Source organism: Eisenbergiella sp. OF01-20 (genome assembly GCF_003478085.1).
Taxonomy (GTDB): domain Bacteria; phylum Bacillota; class Clostridia; order Lachnospirales; family Lachnospiraceae; genus Eisenbergiella.
In genome coordinates this window covers 1-16,556 of sequence record NZ_QUES01000029.1, presented here as the reverse complement: position 1 = coordinate 16,556, position 16,556 = coordinate 1, and the positions used below count along the sequence as shown (strand labels likewise).

Genomic DNA, 16,556 nt, shown 5'->3' with positions numbered 1-16,556 from the left:
TTCAAAGTCCGATTTCACAAATCAGCCCTTCACACCTCCGATTACAATCCCTTTTACGAAATATTTCTGCAGGAAGGGATAGATAATTAAAATAGGCAGCACTGCAATTACCGCAATACCCATACGGATGCCTACCTGGGGGATTCTCATGCTTGATGCTGCTGATCCCAGCATGCTTGCATTCCTTGTAAGGAATTCAATGTTGTTAATCATATTGTTAAGAATCATCTGTATCGTATAAAGCTTCTGATCCGTGACATAATACAGTCCGTTCATCCAGTCGTTCCAATACCCCAATCCCACCATTAACACCAATGTAACGATCATAGGCTTGGAAAGCGGCACAACAATGCGCATCAATATTTTCCGTTCACTGGCCCCGTCCAGCTTTGCCGCCTCTATCAGAGAATCCGGTATACTGGAAGAGAAGAAGGACCGCATCATTATCACATAAAACGCATTCATCATGAGGGAGGGCACAATCAGGGCAAACATAGTATTTTTAATATGAAAGGTATTGGCATACATCATATAGGTAGGCACCAGTCCGCCGTTAAACAGCATCGTAAAAAACAGGAAGAAGGAAAGAAAACCGCGGTATGGCAGATCCTTTCTCGATAACGGATAGGCAAAGAGGACTGTCAAGATCAGATTGCAGGCCGTTCCAATCAGGGTAATTACTATCGTCATTACATATCCTCTGAGGATTGTTCCCGCACTCTTGATAATATAACGATAAGTCTCCAGGCTGAATACTTCAGGGAAAAAACTGTAGCCGTTCCTCGTCAGGGTCGCCTCTTCCGTAAAGGATGCCATAACCATCAGCAGGAACGGAAGGATGCAGCTCATTACCAGAAGAATCATGAATGCGTGCATGAGTGTCTGTTGTATTTTATCATGTTGAACCATTTTCCGCTCCTTTTCTAAAACAATGCATTATCCTTATCAATTTTTGATACTACGAGGTTTGCAGTCAAAACGAGAATAAATCCGCAGATAGACTGGAAGAAGCCGGCCGCTGCCGATCTTCCCACATCATTTAGCAGGATCAGTCCTTTATATACATATACGTCAATTGTCGTCGTCACATCATACAAAAGTCCTGAATTCATGGGCACCTGATAAAACAGCCCGAAATCGGAATAAAAGATTCTCCCGACAGAAAGAAGGGTCAGGGTTATAATCGTAGGACGCAGCCCCGGCAAAGTCACATTCCAGATACGCTGCCATCTGTTCGCGCCGTCAACTACCGCCGCCTCATACAGGGACGTATCAATACCGATTACGGTCGCATAGTATATAATGCTGTTATAACCGAAGCTCTTCCAAAGATTTACAAAAATTAAAATATAAGGCCAGTACTTCGGTGTCATATACCAGTTGATTTTCTTATGTAAAATGGAATTATTAATAAAACCATTATCCGTACTTAAAAAAGCAAACGCTATATAACTGACCACCACCATGGAAATCAGGTAGGGAATCAGTATGAAAATCTGATATATTTTCTTGGGCAGATTCGCTCTGATTTCATTCAGGATTATGGCAACGGCAATTGCAAATACGGTTCCCAGCAATATAAAAACGAAATTATATCCAAGCGTATTCCGTATAATAAGCGCCGCATCTTTGGTGCTGAATAAAAATTTGAAATTGCTCAGCCCATTCCATGGGCTTCCGGCAATCCCTTTGGAATAATCATATTTTTTAAATGCCAGGGTTAATCCCCCTATAGGCATATAATTATTAATCAACAGATACAGGAATCCCGGGAGCATCATCAGATACAGTTCCCGATAGCTCCAAAGATTCTTAACGAAGCCTTTTTTATTATGCGGCCTTTCTTTGTTTCTTTTACCGTCAGTCATTTTTCAAACCCCTTATCCGGCTGCCTGTTTTCCCGCCTTATACTGCTCCAAAACAATTCTCTTATTTATTGCTGTGCAAGGTACGCATCCAGTTCTTCCTGTACTTTGGCAAGCATATCATAGAATCCGATTGCTTCAAGCTCTGACTGGATTGTGGGAAGCACATCATCCAGGGCCACACTGCCTGTTTTAATAGAATGCATATATTTCTCTTCCAGATTCTTATATGCTGTCAGAAAATCCCCATATTCTGTTGTGTCAAAATAAAAACCAAACGTCCTGGAAACCTTCACCTTATTATTCCATTCATCTACGGCCGCCTTATAATCATCTACCACAGCAGTAGCCTTCAATGGATTTAAAAGATAATTGGGGTAAGTTGCCGTTGCTGCAAATCCGCCGTAGGGTTCCGTTTCCGCAGTCATTCCTTCCGGATAATCCGCACGTCCGTCTTCATTGATTACATAATGTTTTCCTTCGATTCCATAGGAAAGCAGAGTATGCAGTTTGGCATCCGTATAAAGAGCGCTTAACAGTGTAAAGGCCTCCTCAGGGTGAGCGCTGTTGGCGCTTATCCCATACTGCAGATTTCCAATATCGGTAGGTATCGCCCTGGGACTGACAAACTCAGATGTACTGACAGTGTTGGGGTATAAAGTTTCCAGCGGATCAATATCGGCATTGTGAAGCGTTGCAAATGCTGCGCCTGCAGTAACCATACTGCTGCCTTCCTGCGTATTGCTGATTGCATCTGCCATAATCAGGCCATCCTGATACCACTTATGAGTATAGCTGCAGAATTCTCTGAAGTTTTCCAGTTCAAATACGCTTTTTACCTCCGTGGAATCAATATCATTGGTATAAGCAAAGGATGTCAGGCCGATACCGCCAATCCAGGGGCTTCCCCATGTCATATCGTTCATTGACTGAGGAACCAGCGCATATATTTCCGGGTGCGCCTCATGCACTTTATACAGAACTTCTCCCAGGCTTTCCATATCGGTAACAGAGGCGGGATCAATTCCCATTTCTTCCACAATATCCTTGTTCAATACGGCAACTTCCGTACCGCCATACTGGTACTTCCTTACCAGCCCATACATACGTCCATTCATACTGGAAGCGGTAATCTCTGCTTCTGTAAAGCTGTTCTTCAGTTCATCAGAAGCATTATTGAAATAATCGGTGATATCCAGCAGCTGTCCGTTATTCACATAGTTGGAAAGCTGCCCTGTTCCTGTAAAATAGCAGGTTACATCCAGTTCATCCGTCGTCATGGCCAGGTTGATTGCCTTTTCAAAATTTCCGATTTCCGTGTAAACAAGCTTCGTCTGAATCCCATAGTTATCCGCCAGATGTTCATTGACCGCATCCTGCACTTCGGCAATCGCTTCTTCCGTATACGGCGCCAAAGTTGGAATGTACAAAGATAACGTAACCATATCACCCGTTGAAGCCTTTGTTTCCGAAGGCGCCTGCGAAGCTGCCTCCGTGTTTTCCCCTGACGGCGCCTGTGTGGATGCCGCGCTTCCCGCAGTTCCCTGTGACCCGCATCCTGCCAGGGATCCAAGAACCATAGCTGCACATAATAACGTTGCTGTAATTCTCTTTTTCATTCTTTACTCCCATCTGTCTTCTTCTGAAGACTCAAATCAATGTTTTCTGATGGCTTTAGTATATTAGATCCCTTTATTGAAAAGTAGCTGTTTTAAGACTTGGATTATTGATTTTCCGACTTTACAGCCGCCTGCCTTTTACATGATTTTTTCTATATTCGGTCGGTGTCGTCCCCGTATACTTGCGGAACATCTGCGTGAAATTAGTGAAGTTTTCATACCCAACCTTGGAAGCAATAAGAGCCACCGGCATATCCGTTTCACTCAGAAGCTTGCCTGCATAATCCATTTTTTGTTTCAGCAGATATTCCTTATATCCCATACCGGTTTCCTTGCGGAACACCCTGGAAAAATAATCCTCATTCAGAAACACGTATTTGGCGGCTTCTCTTCTTGAAATCATCCGATCCATATTTACATCCAGATAGTGGATGACATCCTCGATGCGCTCACGGACCGAATATGTATTTTCTTCCTCATCACTGTCTGCCAGCAGCTGCTTGTACTGTCTCAGACAAATGTCCACGCCTTCACAGAGTTCCTCTACGGAAGAACAGGAATGGAGCATCTTCTCATATGTAAATTCTTCCGTAAAAAGCTCTGTCAGTTTCTTATTCTGCGCATAACAGCCGATTGAGCATGCCTCAATAAAGCTGTGTATCACCTTCTGCATATAATTGACTGTCAGATACTGCTGCTTCTGTGCATAATGAAGCAGATTGACAATCTGGTTTTTAACAAGCGCCCAATCCTTCCTAATCAGCCACTTTCCCCAGACAGCTCCATCCGGGACCCTTAACTCCTGTGTCTTTCTGCTTTCAACAAGATGCACTTCATTTTTCCTAAAAACCATTTCTCTCTGGTAATCGGTGACATCTCCTACAGCTGCAGGCAGATCTGTCCCTGCAAACCGGCCGATAAATACCGTAAGCAATCCTCCCGTTTCCTCACAAATATGCTGCCGTACAGCCTCCAGTTCCCTCCTGATTGCAGCAAGCTCCTTATTTCCTGTACCACATAGCAAAACTGCGGCATGTTCTTCTGTAAGCGTTACTGCAATATAAATCATATTCTCTCTGAAAAAGTCTTTTTTCTCAAACTCAATCAGGAGTAATTCCCTTACAGATTCCGCCGTTATCTGTTCGGCTTCCGCAAGACACGGCAGAAACCACCATTCCTCTCCCTGGGTACCGGACTCCGCACGAAACTCCTCCATCTGGGCAAACTGATGTCTCTGATAAAACAAAGAAATAACATAGGACTCCAGCGCATTGGGAAGCTGTTCATCATACAGGCTGCTTTTCTTTAACAGCAAATCCCTTTCCTCCAGATTCCGGATACAGCGGCCCATTGCCTCTTCAATATCCGGTATGCTGGCCGGCTGCAGGATATAGTCAAACGCTCCGTTATGGATCGCTTCTCTTGCATATGAAAAATCAGCATGGGAAGTAAGAAAGATACAATATACCTGAGGATAGTGTTCCGCCTGCCATTTCTGCAGGGATATCCCGTCTTCTCCCGGCATCTCAATATCAGTCAGCATAATATCAACTGTCCGGGTTTCCAGGATTCTTTTGGCCGCAGCGGCGCTGTCCGCAGTAAATACCTCATCCACCCCGAGTTTATTCCAGTTAACCAGTTTTTTCGTTGCTGCCAGAATCCTTTCCTGATCATCAACAAGCAGTACCTTCATGACACTCCCCCTCCCTTTTCTGCAGGTATTATAATTTCACTGTAAGCGCCGTTTCTGTTATCAAAATACCAGCTGATTTCATTCCCGTAATGCAGACGCAGTCGGCCAAGCAGATTAATAATCCCAATCCCCATCTGTTCTCCCGCAGATACCTCTTTCTGATTCAGTTCATCCAGCATTTCCTGCGGATAACCCGGCCCATTATCACAGCAGATGATATCAAGCCGTTCTCCATTATCCGTCCCCAGACATTTCACTAAAATCTGTATCTCCAGATTCCGGCCTTCAATAACACGGCCGTATTTAACCGAGTTTTCCACAAATATCTGCAGTGTCAGAATGGGGATTTCCAGTGCGGCTGCTTTTTCATCCACCGCTATTTCACACAGAAGCGGTCTGGATGATAAAATTGACTGCATTGTAATATAATTATCCACAAACTCCTTTTCCGTCTGTACCGTCACCATCTTTGCATCCGTCTGAAGCAGATACCTTAAATGGGTGGAAAGACAGAGCAGAAACTCTTCTGCATTCTCATATTCCTTCATCATCAGCATGTAATATGCATTTTTCAAACAGTTGGTATAAAAATGGGGAGCAAGCTGCAATTGCAGAAACTGCAGCTGAACCTTTTGCTTTTCCAGCTGTTCTTCATACGATTTGATTTTATACTGCTCTATTTCCTTTAGCATCATCCGCACGGTCTGCCGTACATTTTCTATCTCTGTAATCCGGTTAGAAGCGTTGAAATCCACTTCCCATATCCCGCCCTGGATATTTAGCAGCGCATTTGTCATATCCTCAAGAGGAATGGACAGCTGATCGGATGTAAAACGATAAAGCCGCAAAGAAAATAGAATCAGCAGAATCCCCAGGATAAGCAGGAAAATATGGACTCCGTTGATATAAAGCCATATATTCTGCGGAAGAATCTTCACTACTGACATGGCAGCGCTGTCCAGTTTCTGCACATAGGCAACCATACCGTTCAAACATATTTTGCCAGGCTTGAGCAACAGAAGATCCCTGTCTGAAATCTCCGAATTTCTGCCCGCTATATGATAAAAGACGCCTTCATAAATAATCCCATACTCCTCATCTTCACCCACATCTACAGGAAGTCCATGGCTCAGACTGATATTTCCGCTTATTGCAGCGGTATTTTTCTGCATATAAACATTATAATAGGTATCACTGTCGGCCCTGAGCACGTAGTCGATAAAAGCATTGCTGGTTCCCTGTACCGCACGTCCTGCACTTTTTATCATTTCTTTATCCTGGAAAGACATCTCTTCATTTACAAAATAAAGAGGTTTTTTATCGCTGTCATAATAAATGAACAAGCCTCCAAGATTTCTGTTCGATTTAACCTGGAGTTTCAGCAGATTCAACATATTTACAACCGAATTAACCCTGTCATCGGCAGGCTGATATAGATATAATCCCTGGAAAATGCTGTTCTCGGAATATATGTATCCAACGGTATCCCTAAGCTGCAGCACGCTGTTATCAATTGACGCTGCATAAGAAGACACATTCTCCCACTGCGTACTATCTACTTTTCGCTGGTAGGAATGAATCAGTATTGTCATTACTGTAATCATTATCAGAAGCAGCAAAAAAGCCAAAGTTATTACAAACCTGAGTATCTGCCGCCTTAAGCTGAACATTCTGGTCTTCTTCCCATTATCGCTCTTTAATAAAGAATTTGTCATCATAGCTTTATCTCCATTGCTCCAAATATAATTATATCCCTATTTATGAAGAGCAGATATCCTTTTTGCGACTTTAACTGTTTATTTTGTGACATAGCAGCAACTGTTCAGATCTGCCCGAACCGTACCAATCTGACAGGATTACCTGACTAATAGAAACGATACACCAGAAAAGGAGTCGTTGCGACTCCTCTCCTGGTGCAAAATACTTCTCTTTCTTTACAGCCTATTTTACTCTACAATCACCCGCACCCGATCCAGGTTCCTGCACTGAACAAATATATCCTCCAATGTCCCATCCCGGCTGCTCTGTACCTTAAGCACCGGGAAATAGGTGCCGGGCTTTGTAAATACATGGGTGGTCTTTACATAGGCGATCCTACCGTCTTCTTCTGTCTCAAACGGCATCAATTCACTGAAATCATCCGTTTTTTCATAATCCCAGGCGGCTGCGGTCACCTTGCCGGCTTGAAGCGGTACTTCAATATCTGCGGTAAATATAACAGGCTCCCCCGCCTTTACGGTAGTGCATTTTTTTCCGTTGGCATAAGCATCCGCTACCGGCTGCAGTCCGCCGCGCTCTGCTGCGCCTGCCGGGACCTCAATCTGCCCATCATTTACCCGGTAATTGGTTGTGGGCGCAGGCGCAATCCCTTTTTCACACCAGTCGGCGATATCCAGCAGGGCCTGATGAAGAATGCCCAGGTAATCCACCTGATGCTGCCTGTCGTCCAAATACCCTGCCCTGTCATCGTGTATACAGTTATCATTATAGTACAGGCGGAACCAGTTTTCTTCATCCCCGTCCTTTGCCTGCCGCACCGCATTCCGGTACCAGTCTCCATGCCATGCAAGGGCGCTTTCATCCAGTATGCTGCAGACGGCGATTACTTTGCCATTGATCCGGCCGTTGGGCACGGAACCGCCTCCATTCTGTGCAATCAACGGCGCAATCAATACGGGCAGCTGGGGATACAGGGGATTTCCGTTTCCGTCCCGGTACTGTTCATATACATAATAGCTGGCATCCGGCACCTGATGGCGCTGCAGAGTCTGCATGGCCAGGTAATCGCTGTTGTCGAGCATTATCTGATCTCCCGGTTCCAATCCCTCCAGGGAATTGCCTGCGTTGCTGCCGTCATATGCGCTGCTGACGGTCAGCAGATCCCCTTCGATCCTATCGATGGAACACTCCTTTCCCGCTGCACCGCCGTTCAGGACACGGATACGGCTGTGGAACAGATAAGCATCCGCATCGGGCAGCTGTGCCAGCCGGATGACCGGCGTTTCATTGTTTCCGATCAGAGTATTGATCCAGCTGTTGTCAACACTGGTATAGGCTTCCCCTGATTCCTTTTTTTCCGGATAAACCAGTTCCTTCACTGTTGTGACAAACTGTACCCGATCCCTGGCCTCCGTGCTGTCCGGATCCGCCCCTGCAAAGCCGGGCTTCGACCAGAAATCCAGGAAATACTGAGGGTATATCCGATAGATCATCGGCGCCAGGACCATCAGAGAACCGTCACCCATAAACGGCCAGCAAAACCAGCCCCGTTTCGGAAAGCCCATTTTCGTCGCTTCCAAAAGGACCTCCCTCTGCGTTTTATCCAGGCCCTGATAAATATCTCCACTTCCGCCAGGTTCCATGTTGTCTACGATTTTTTTCAGTCCCTCCTCCCCCAGCACCCGCATGACACGGACCCTGGGACTGAACACATTGGGTGTGGCCATGGGATTTGCCAGCACATAGGGAACGCCTCCGTCCCAGATTCCTTTAGTCATTTCCATGCAGCTCATGGTCTTAAAGCTTCCGCCGCTTCCGCCAAAGATATAACCAAAGGGCCGGTGCTCATATCCGTAAATCCGCTGCGCCGTCTTACGGCCAAACTGTGCGCCGTTGGCGCTGGATTTAAAAAGCCGTTCCCCGTCCGTCAGGCTGAAACCGCCCTGGTTGGTCACCACATAATATGCGCCATGAGTCAGGGCAAAACTGATTTTGTCGTCCTCTCCCGTCAGATGCTCACTTTCATGCTCATCCTCCGGCGCAGGGGATACATACTGATAAAAACGCCCCTCATACTTCTCCTTTTCCGGGAAGTAGAAGCAGAATTTCACTTCAGTACCGTCCTTCTTTGTTCCTTCAAAACCGCCGTGGACATATAAGTGGCGCAGCGGCGTATCCCTCCATTCTTCCACATCAATATATGGGCGGGCGAAATAGGGATCTTCCTCCGGGATATATATTTTATTTTCCTGCATAGTCCTCATCCTTTCTTCTGTCCTTCCGCTTTTTCTCCGATAGCCTGTCTTCGTGCTTCATTTTCCTCCCTGATCCGGGGCATCAGCTTATCCAGCTTATAGAGCAGAAGGCTCAGAGCCACCAGTACCCACAGCACCGCCGGAACCAGGCTGAAAAGAGTACGTATCATCATGACGGCGCTGTCTGGAATCAGGCTGGTATCTCCGATATAACCGGACAGGGACAACAACACGCCCAGGACTCCTGCTCCCACAGCGGAACCAACTTTGGTGGCAAATCCGGTCACACAGCCCAATGTCCCTTCCATACGCTGCATCCCCTTCCATTCATTGAAATTGGCACATTCAATAATAAGCAGATTAACAAGCATGGAAATAGGCACGCTGCCGATGCCGTAGCAGACTGCGGCGATTCCCAGAATCACCATGTTTCCGCCTGCAAAGAAATTCAGAAGATACCCGAAAGCGCTGAGCAGACAGCCGACAAACATCAGCTTTGCTGTGGAGAATCTTTTGATGATGGCCGGGAATATAATCACCACCGGTATGCCTATCATCTGTATAGCGCTGATAATTCCCATAATGGAAACGTTATGCGCCACGTAAGTGAAGTAATAAACATTCACCCCCATATTCGTGACAAAATTGCAGACAAACAGAACAATGGCTACTATGTAAATATAGGGGTTTTTGGTAAGTACCTTTTTCACATCGTGGAAATTGACCTTTTCTTTTTTTCCGTTTTCATCCACAACATCCACGTCAATGGTTTCCCTGATGAAAAGAAAACGCATCAGTCCGATAACAGCCAGCGGTATGGCAAACATGGCAATCAGCATACTCCAGCCGGATGCACTTGTGGCAAACCTGGCCATACAGATCGGGAAAAGCACATTGAAGGCCACCGTGCCCAGCATACTGATAATGTTTCCGTAGGAATTCAGCGCTACAAACTGCTCCTCATACCGGAAGGCACGCACCATATACACCGTATTGTTGGCATTCAGGAAGGTATAAAAGACACTGTTTACCAACGCATACATGCATAGAATCCACGCGCTTTTCACTACCATGCTCCATGCCGGAGAGCAGGTAAACATCAGCCATGTACAAAACCAAACTCCCACAATACACAATTCATACGGCCGTCCTCTTCCCCATTTTGTATTGGTTTTGTCTACAATATAACCGGCTATGATATCCGTAAAGCCATCCAGCAGCTTGCTGATTACAAGCAGCGTCCCCACCAGCGCCGGCGGCATCTGCAGAGTGTCCGTACAATATACGGACAGAAATCCGATAGCCATCAGTGCGCAGCCCTGGGACACGGCGCGGCTCTGCCAGGCAAACATGCGCCCCACGCCAACGGCTTTGGGATTCTTTTCACGTTTTCCCATAAAAACTTTTCCTCCTGATCTTATATTTGTGCGAATCGCTTGTTTCCAGTGATATCATAGCCGAGTTATTCTTTTTGCTATATCAATATATTTATTTTTATGTTAATATATTTGTTAAAGTTTATATTCTATCATGGGTTTGATATAGTAACGGCTGCATATTGTTTTCAAACCCTTGATTTTATTCCTCTCTCGGTAATATATGATCGGAGGCAATAATGGATCTCACCTTTTTTCTTAACCAGTACTATCAGGCAAACCGGGTACCGCTCAGCTTTTTTAAAGGGAAAGAGCTTGTGGAAAAATCAGAACTCTCTCTGCAGAATTTTAATCTTCCCTTAATCTTAATGAATTCCCTTTCTGCCAATCTTCCGCCCGTATGGTACAGCTTCACACCGGAATATCTGTATTTCGGCGGAATAACTGTGCCGGAAGAAAATGGGATTGTGTTTGTGGGACCGCTGATGCCCTTTGAGTGCCTTCCCCGGCAGGCAGAGCTTATCCTGCACCGACTGGGACGCAAGGCTTCGGATGAGCCTGCGCTGCGCACCTATTTTTCCAAAAATGCAGTCTGCGACCTCCCAACACTGTTCTCCCATCTAAAGCTCCTGAATTATGCACTGAATCAAAAAACAGAACCGGATATTGTGGGAATGCCATTTTCATGGAACATTCCCTATCCCGTCCTGGAGGAACTGCCTATTGAACTAAAAATTGAAGTGGCACCTGAAGATCCCTGGAATGAAAACACCCTGATGTCCTATTTGCGCTATGGCCGCCTGGATGCCATGGAAAAACTGCTGAATGAACATTTTATCCACGCTGACTCCTGGGATGAAATCAGCATTGATTATATGCGCATCTATATTTTAAGCGCTAATATCATGGCCTCACGTACCTCCGTCCAGGCGGGAATGGATTTCAGCCTGGCCAATGCGCTGGCCTCCTATTACCTGGACAAAATCCTCCATGCAAAGACAAAGTCCGAGCTTACTTATCTGTTCTATGATTATTTTAAGGAATATACCAAGCGCATTGCCCGGATACACCAGTTCCATTCCCATTCCGTTACTGTGCGCCAAATTCACCAGTATATTCAGTCACACCTTTATGAAAGGATAACTCCTGCACTCCTGGCTGAAAACCTGCATATGAACGGTTCTTATCTGTGTACACATTTCAGGAAGGAAACGGGGAAAACCATTTCCATTTATGTTCAGGAATGCAAAATAGAAGAGGCCAGACGGCTATTGGAATATAAAGAGCTTTCCCTTGTAACCATTGCAGAAATGTTGGGCTTTTCTTCCCAGAGTTATTTCTGCAGTGTTTTTAAAAGGGTTATAGGAAAAACACCGAAGGAATACAGGGAAAATCCTGATATTTGATTACCAATATAACACGACTTTACTACTTTATTAATAATCTGGGGCTTTTTCCTGCCACGTCCAGAAAATCTGCAGACTTTCTGGAAACACGGTGCACACCCGTAAAATAAGCGGCTGCCGCCCTTTCAGCCTGCAACTGCTTATTCTTAATCCCATTTAATTTCACTGTCTTTTACATATCCCCCGCTGTCAATTCTCTGTTCTGCCGCTTCCAACCTTTGCCGTTCTTCCTTTGTTACTTTTGTAAATCCAGGTCCCATGCAAGCACCAGCCTTTTAATGAACTGGCTTGCAGATTCCTGTTCGCTCTCCGGCAACATTTCCATAACTACAAGTATATCTAATACCCCGTCTTTTAAATAGCGGTATATTACTCTATACTTCCCTACCCTATAAATTGCAGGACGAATCACATTTTCCCATACATCATAAATAAATGGCACTCCTTCTTTTCCAATCTGAATACCACCATGATAAGGAGATGTCCCTTCATTAACGAACATAAAAACCTCCATATTATCCTGGTGGGTATAATGGTAATAGCGGAGTCTATCGTTTTCCTGTTCAAGCTGTATTTCGGCAGCGCCAATCTGCCGCATTTCCGTTGGTACATGGGCAAGGGAAATCACCTTTGCTCTTTTAATGGAATTAAGCAGTGTAGCAGAAACCTTTTCATCAAATCTTTCACCCTTTTGCATCTCCCTGTTCAACGCCTTTGTCCTGTCAATACAAATTCTTTCCGGATATGCTTCTATAAAATATACAGGTACTCCATGATCCATCAGCATTTCTATAGCCTGTATGAAGGTTTCCGTTATAAATTGTGTCGTTGGGACTAATACAACACTGTATTCCTGCGTGTTGATCTTTAATTTTTTTATCCATTACCCGTGCATGGTAACGCTCCTCCTCATCAAAGACATCCTGTGGAAGATAATCATACTCTATCTGGTTATCACAAAGCAAATGCCCCACAGTCTGAGAGTACATGGCACGTCCAGTCCCTTCCCCTTCTGCATGGTATATTACCGCTACTTGGGCGGTATGATAACCATCGCTAATTAGTTCACATACACGATTCATATATAACATTATGCAGCCAAAATGACGATATATAGGATTCTGCCCATGCGCATAGAAATGGGGCGGCATTCCGGATCTGGAAACGGTGCAGATAAAATTCCCCATCCCTGCATCGGAATGTTCCCATATCGTAAGAATCTTCTTCTCCTCCCGGATATACCTGACCGCCAATATCATCAATTCCAGCCATGTCCTGTCCACCCAGTCCTTGAAAAAAATGACCTAAAGAAGATCCCATCTTTGTATGCTGGTTGTTATCTTCAATCAAATGTCCGATATAGCAGACGCCGTGCTCCCTGCACCAGTTTCCCAATTGAAAAGAAAAGTTTTTTTCTACGATCCTGGTAACCAAATCCATATATGTATGCCTGACTTCAGGGATCGTACAGACTGCCCTGAATCTGTACATTATCATTAAGGTTGAGGGAAAGCATCCCTGCAGGGATCTCCTCCTCCCGTGCTTTGTAGTATAGCTTTTAACAAGCATTATCTCACGGAGTAGAGGTTTTGAAAATCTTTCATTACTATTTGTGCCGCGCCCGAAGGCGCGCGGAATGGAAATTATAATGGGACAAACTGACAACAGCCTGACCACAGACTGTCAGAAAATAAGCAAATAACGCAAGTTGCGACGCAAAAACGGCTTAATTTCAAGAATTCGCTCTTGGCTTCGCTGAACTTCTCTTTGTCGTATCCTATGGCCAATACCCCTTTTCCCATGACACCCCTTTCCCGAAACAGGGCGGCGGGCAAGGGTACTCCCTACGCCCGCCGCCCCGTCCGTATGGGTGACGCACTTGTTTAGTTAATCTTCTTTCCGCTTGCCGTCCGGGCCGACCTCATAGCCGTCCGCCTTGGTATTCACGGCCATGCTGCCGTCCGGGTAGAAGTAGTACCAGCTATCGCCGATCTGCTTCCAGCCCCCGGCCTGCATGAGGCCAGCAGCGTCAAACCAATACCATTTGCCGTCCAGCTGTTTCCAGCCGGTGGCGGGCCTGCCGTCCAGATAGTAGAGCCAGTGTCCGGCGTCGTCCTGCCCCCAGCCGCCAGCGGTGGAGGGGTCGATGACCACTTCGACGAACCGGCGCAGCACCACGGCGCCCTCGGCGCGGGTGGCGGCGTCCCCCGGGCCGAAATGGTTATCGCCCTTGCCGCTCATAATCCCGGCCTGCTGGATGGCCCGCACCGCATCTTTCCTGCTGCCGGTGATCTGGCTGGCGTCCGTAAAGGCCACGGCCTCCCGCGCCACGGGCAGGGGGTACCCCAGCTTTTGGGCGTACCGCTGCATGATAACCGCCATCTGCTCCCGGGTGATCGGCGTGTCAGGCGAGAAGGTCTTTTCGCCCGTGCCGTCCACAATGCCCTTGGAGGCCGCCCACTCCACAAAGGGGGCGTAGTAGGCGGTGGGGGCTACGTCGCTAAACCGGCCGGAAGGGTAGGCGGCGGGGTCTATCCCGGCCAGCCGCCCCAACGCCGTTACGAACATGCCCCGCGTGAGGATGCCGTTTGGTGTGAAGGCAGATTCCGATGTGCCGGAGAACAGGCCCCGGCTCACCGCAAAATCAATATCCCCTTTGGCCCAGTGTCCCGCCGTGTCGGCAAAGGCCGGGGCTGTCCGATAACCCACGCCGTACACACTGAAATGCCCGGCGGAGGCGATCACGTTTCCGCTGTTCCTGTCGTAGCCGGATTGATACAGCCACTCCGCACCCCTTCCGTCCGCGCTGTAAACCAGATACAGGCCGCCGGCCTGCTCGTTTTCAGCGGGCTTGTAGGCGAGGCCTATGGTGACGCGGCCTGCGCCGAAGCTGTCTACCGTGGCCGTCTTGCCGTCCGCGCCGGTATAGCCCACGGCCAGCCGGTAGGCGGGGCGGGATCCGACAGCGGCCAGCGCGTCCCCGGCCAGGCCGGTTTCCCGGACGGCGGTCAGGGTGATGTCGCCGGAGGCCTGCTTCTGAATCGCTTGCAGGGCCGCGAGGTCAAAGGTCATATCCACAACGCCGGTGTTTAAGGTGACATACTTCACCTTGGCGGCGATCAGACGGTCGAGGGTGGCCCGCGCAATCACGATGGAAAAGCCGTCGTAGGCCGTGGCCGTTTGTGCGTCATATTGCACCGCGATCCCGTTTGTCCTGGCCTTGGCATCCCTCCCGGCCCCGGCTATGGCCGACGCCGTACGCTCATCGTCCGCCCTGCCGGCGGCCGTTCCGTTCTCCACGGAAACAGGCAGCTCGATCACGGCCAGCATGGGAGGATTGGGCTTCGGCAGTTCCGGGGTAGTGATAAGGTAGTAGCTGCCGCCTCCGCTGCTGCTGCCGCCTCCGCTCCCCCCGCTTTCCCGCGCGTTGACGGTGAAAGAGAGGGAAACCGCGGCGCTGCTGCCAAAGGAGCCGTTGATGGCCAGCCTCCCCTTGTGGGAGCCCGCCGCAAACCCCGCCTGGGGCTGGACAGTGAACGTGGCCTTTTCACCCGGCGCAAGCACTGTTTGGGAGAGATTTCCCACGTCATAGCCGGTGGCCGAGGGCTGGGAGAGTGTCACGTCCTGATTGCCCGTGTTCTCCACTGTCACGGTCTGTCCGGCGGGGGAGGCGTCGCCCACGGTGACGGTGCCGAAGTCCAGGGCCGCCGGGAGCGCCCGGATGGAATAGACCGGGTCAGCGCTTGTCTTTGGGAAAGCCGCCGTGACGATGCCGCTGTCCGCATCATTGGTGGCGTTCGCCCCCGCCACGGTGAAAGCGTTCTGCGCCACGCCCTGCAGGGTGTAGCCGTCTTTAGGACTCAATGTGATGGTGGCGATGTATTCCGTCTCGGCGGCAAAGGCTGTGCCGGGGTCGGGGTTCCACGCCACCGTGCCGGTGTACTGCGCCGTGGGGGTAACCGTCGTTACGGGGACCGCTCCCGTAGCCGGGGCCGTCACGCCGGGGATTTCCGTGATGGTTACGGGAGAGAGGTCCGCCGTCGAGAACGCCGCGCCGTCAGAGGTCACGTCCATATAGATTGTGCCGCCCGTAACTCTGGCAAAGAAATAGTAGGCCGTGCCCGCTGTCAGGCCGTCAAAGGTCAATCCGGTCTGCCAGCCGTCCACCGGGGCGGTGTTTGTGTCGTTCCTCGCGTATGCCACCCTGCCGTCCCCCTTGGGACTGACGGCGTTCAAGGTCACGCTGGTTTGGGTGGCGTCTGCACGGGTGGGGGCAGCGATGGTGCGGGTAACTTTTGTAATGTAGGTGCCCGTGCCCTGAAAAATGCCGCTGCCTTCCAGAGTGCCGGAGCCGTCGATGGTGCCGTTGTTGGTGAGGGTGTGGTTGTTGGTGAGGGTGTGGTCATTGGTCAGCGTGGAGCCGCCCGGAATGGTCAGGTCGCCGGGCAGGGTTACGTCGCCGCAGACTGCGCCGGCCGTGCCCTCGAAAATCACGCCGCCGTCTTGGTGGATGGTGCCGCTGTCGCCTTTGCCGGTGTCTCCGGAGCCGCCGCCGATGTGATCCGCGTTGTGGTGGCCCGTGGCGAACACCACGGCGTTGTCCTGGACGGTGATGGTACCGCC

Annotated in this window: 11 protein-coding genes; 1 reads left to right on the top strand and 10 read right to left on the bottom strand. The window is 48.6% G+C overall.

Features of this window, described 5'->3' with window-relative positions; genetic code table 11:
• Nucleotides 1-21: 21 nt before the first annotated feature.
• The 7 genes from DXA36_RS24205 to DXA36_RS24175 all read right to left on the bottom strand — a co-directional run bounded on the left by DXA36_RS24205 (nucleotide 22) and on the right by DXA36_RS24175 (nucleotide 10,548).
• Nucleotides 22-909, bottom strand: a complete 888-nt coding sequence (locus tag DXA36_RS24205) for a carbohydrate ABC transporter permease (RefSeq protein ID WP_118682001.1) — start codon at nucleotides 907-909, stop codon at nucleotides 22-24.
• Between the two features lie 14 nt (nucleotides 910-923).
• Nucleotides 924-1,868, bottom strand: coding sequence for an ABC transporter permease (locus tag DXA36_RS24200; RefSeq protein WP_118682000.1), 945 nt, complete (start codon nucleotides 1,866-1,868; stop codon nucleotides 924-926).
• 65 nt (nucleotides 1,869-1,933) lie between these two features.
• On the bottom strand, nucleotides 1,934-3,484 hold the full coding sequence (locus tag DXA36_RS24195) for an extracellular solute-binding protein (protein WP_118681999.1): 1,551 nt from the start codon (nucleotides 3,482-3,484) through the stop codon (nucleotides 1,934-1,936).
• Between the two features lie 121 nt (nucleotides 3,485-3,605).
• Nucleotides 3,606-5,177, bottom strand: a complete 1,572-nt coding sequence (locus DXA36_RS24190; protein WP_118681998.1) for a response regulator transcription factor — start codon at nucleotides 5,175-5,177, stop codon at nucleotides 3,606-3,608.
• Nucleotides 5,174-6,895, bottom strand: coding sequence for a sensor histidine kinase (locus DXA36_RS24185; RefSeq protein ID WP_118681997.1), 1,722 nt, complete (start codon nucleotides 6,893-6,895; stop codon nucleotides 5,174-5,176). Before DXA36_RS24185 ends, DXA36_RS24190 begins: the two co-directional genes overlap by 4 nt.
• A gap of 228 nt (nucleotides 6,896-7,123) precedes the next feature.
• Nucleotides 7,124-9,151, bottom strand: coding sequence for a hypothetical protein (locus DXA36_RS24180; protein WP_118681996.1), 2,028 nt, complete (start codon nucleotides 9,149-9,151; stop codon nucleotides 7,124-7,126).
• 5 nt (nucleotides 9,152-9,156) lie between these two features.
• On the bottom strand, nucleotides 9,157-10,548 hold the full coding sequence (locus tag DXA36_RS24175) for an MFS transporter (protein WP_118681995.1): 1,392 nt from the start codon (nucleotides 10,546-10,548) through the stop codon (nucleotides 9,157-9,159).
• A 218-nt stretch (nucleotides 10,549-10,766) separates the two neighbouring features.
• Here DXA36_RS24175 and DXA36_RS24170 point away from each other — a divergent pair, with 218 nt between their 5' ends.
• Complete coding sequence (locus DXA36_RS24170; RefSeq protein WP_118681994.1) at nucleotides 10,767-11,933, top strand: helix-turn-helix transcriptional regulator; 1,167 nt, start codon at nucleotides 10,767-10,769, stop codon at nucleotides 11,931-11,933.
• Nucleotides 11,934-12,168: 235 nt separating this feature from the next.
• On the opposite strand, the gene DXA36_RS33110 is transcribed toward DXA36_RS24170, so the two are convergent.
• From DXA36_RS33110 to DXA36_RS24155, 3 genes are all read right to left on the bottom strand, one after another.
• Nucleotides 12,169-12,714: a hypothetical protein gene (locus DXA36_RS33110; protein WP_182479248.1), complete on the bottom strand. Its 546-nt coding sequence runs from the start codon at nucleotides 12,712-12,714 to the stop codon at nucleotides 12,169-12,171.
• Between the two features lie 284 nt (nucleotides 12,715-12,998).
• Nucleotides 12,999-13,205 (bottom strand): hypothetical protein, encoded by a 207-nt coding sequence (locus tag DXA36_RS32730; RefSeq protein ID WP_147366644.1) that lies wholly within the window; start codon nucleotides 13,203-13,205, stop codon nucleotides 12,999-13,001.
• 615 nt (nucleotides 13,206-13,820) lie between these two features.
• Nucleotides 13,821-16,556: S-layer homology domain-containing protein (locus DXA36_RS24155; RefSeq protein WP_182479242.1), on the bottom strand; the 2,736-nt coding region annotated here is incomplete at its 5' end.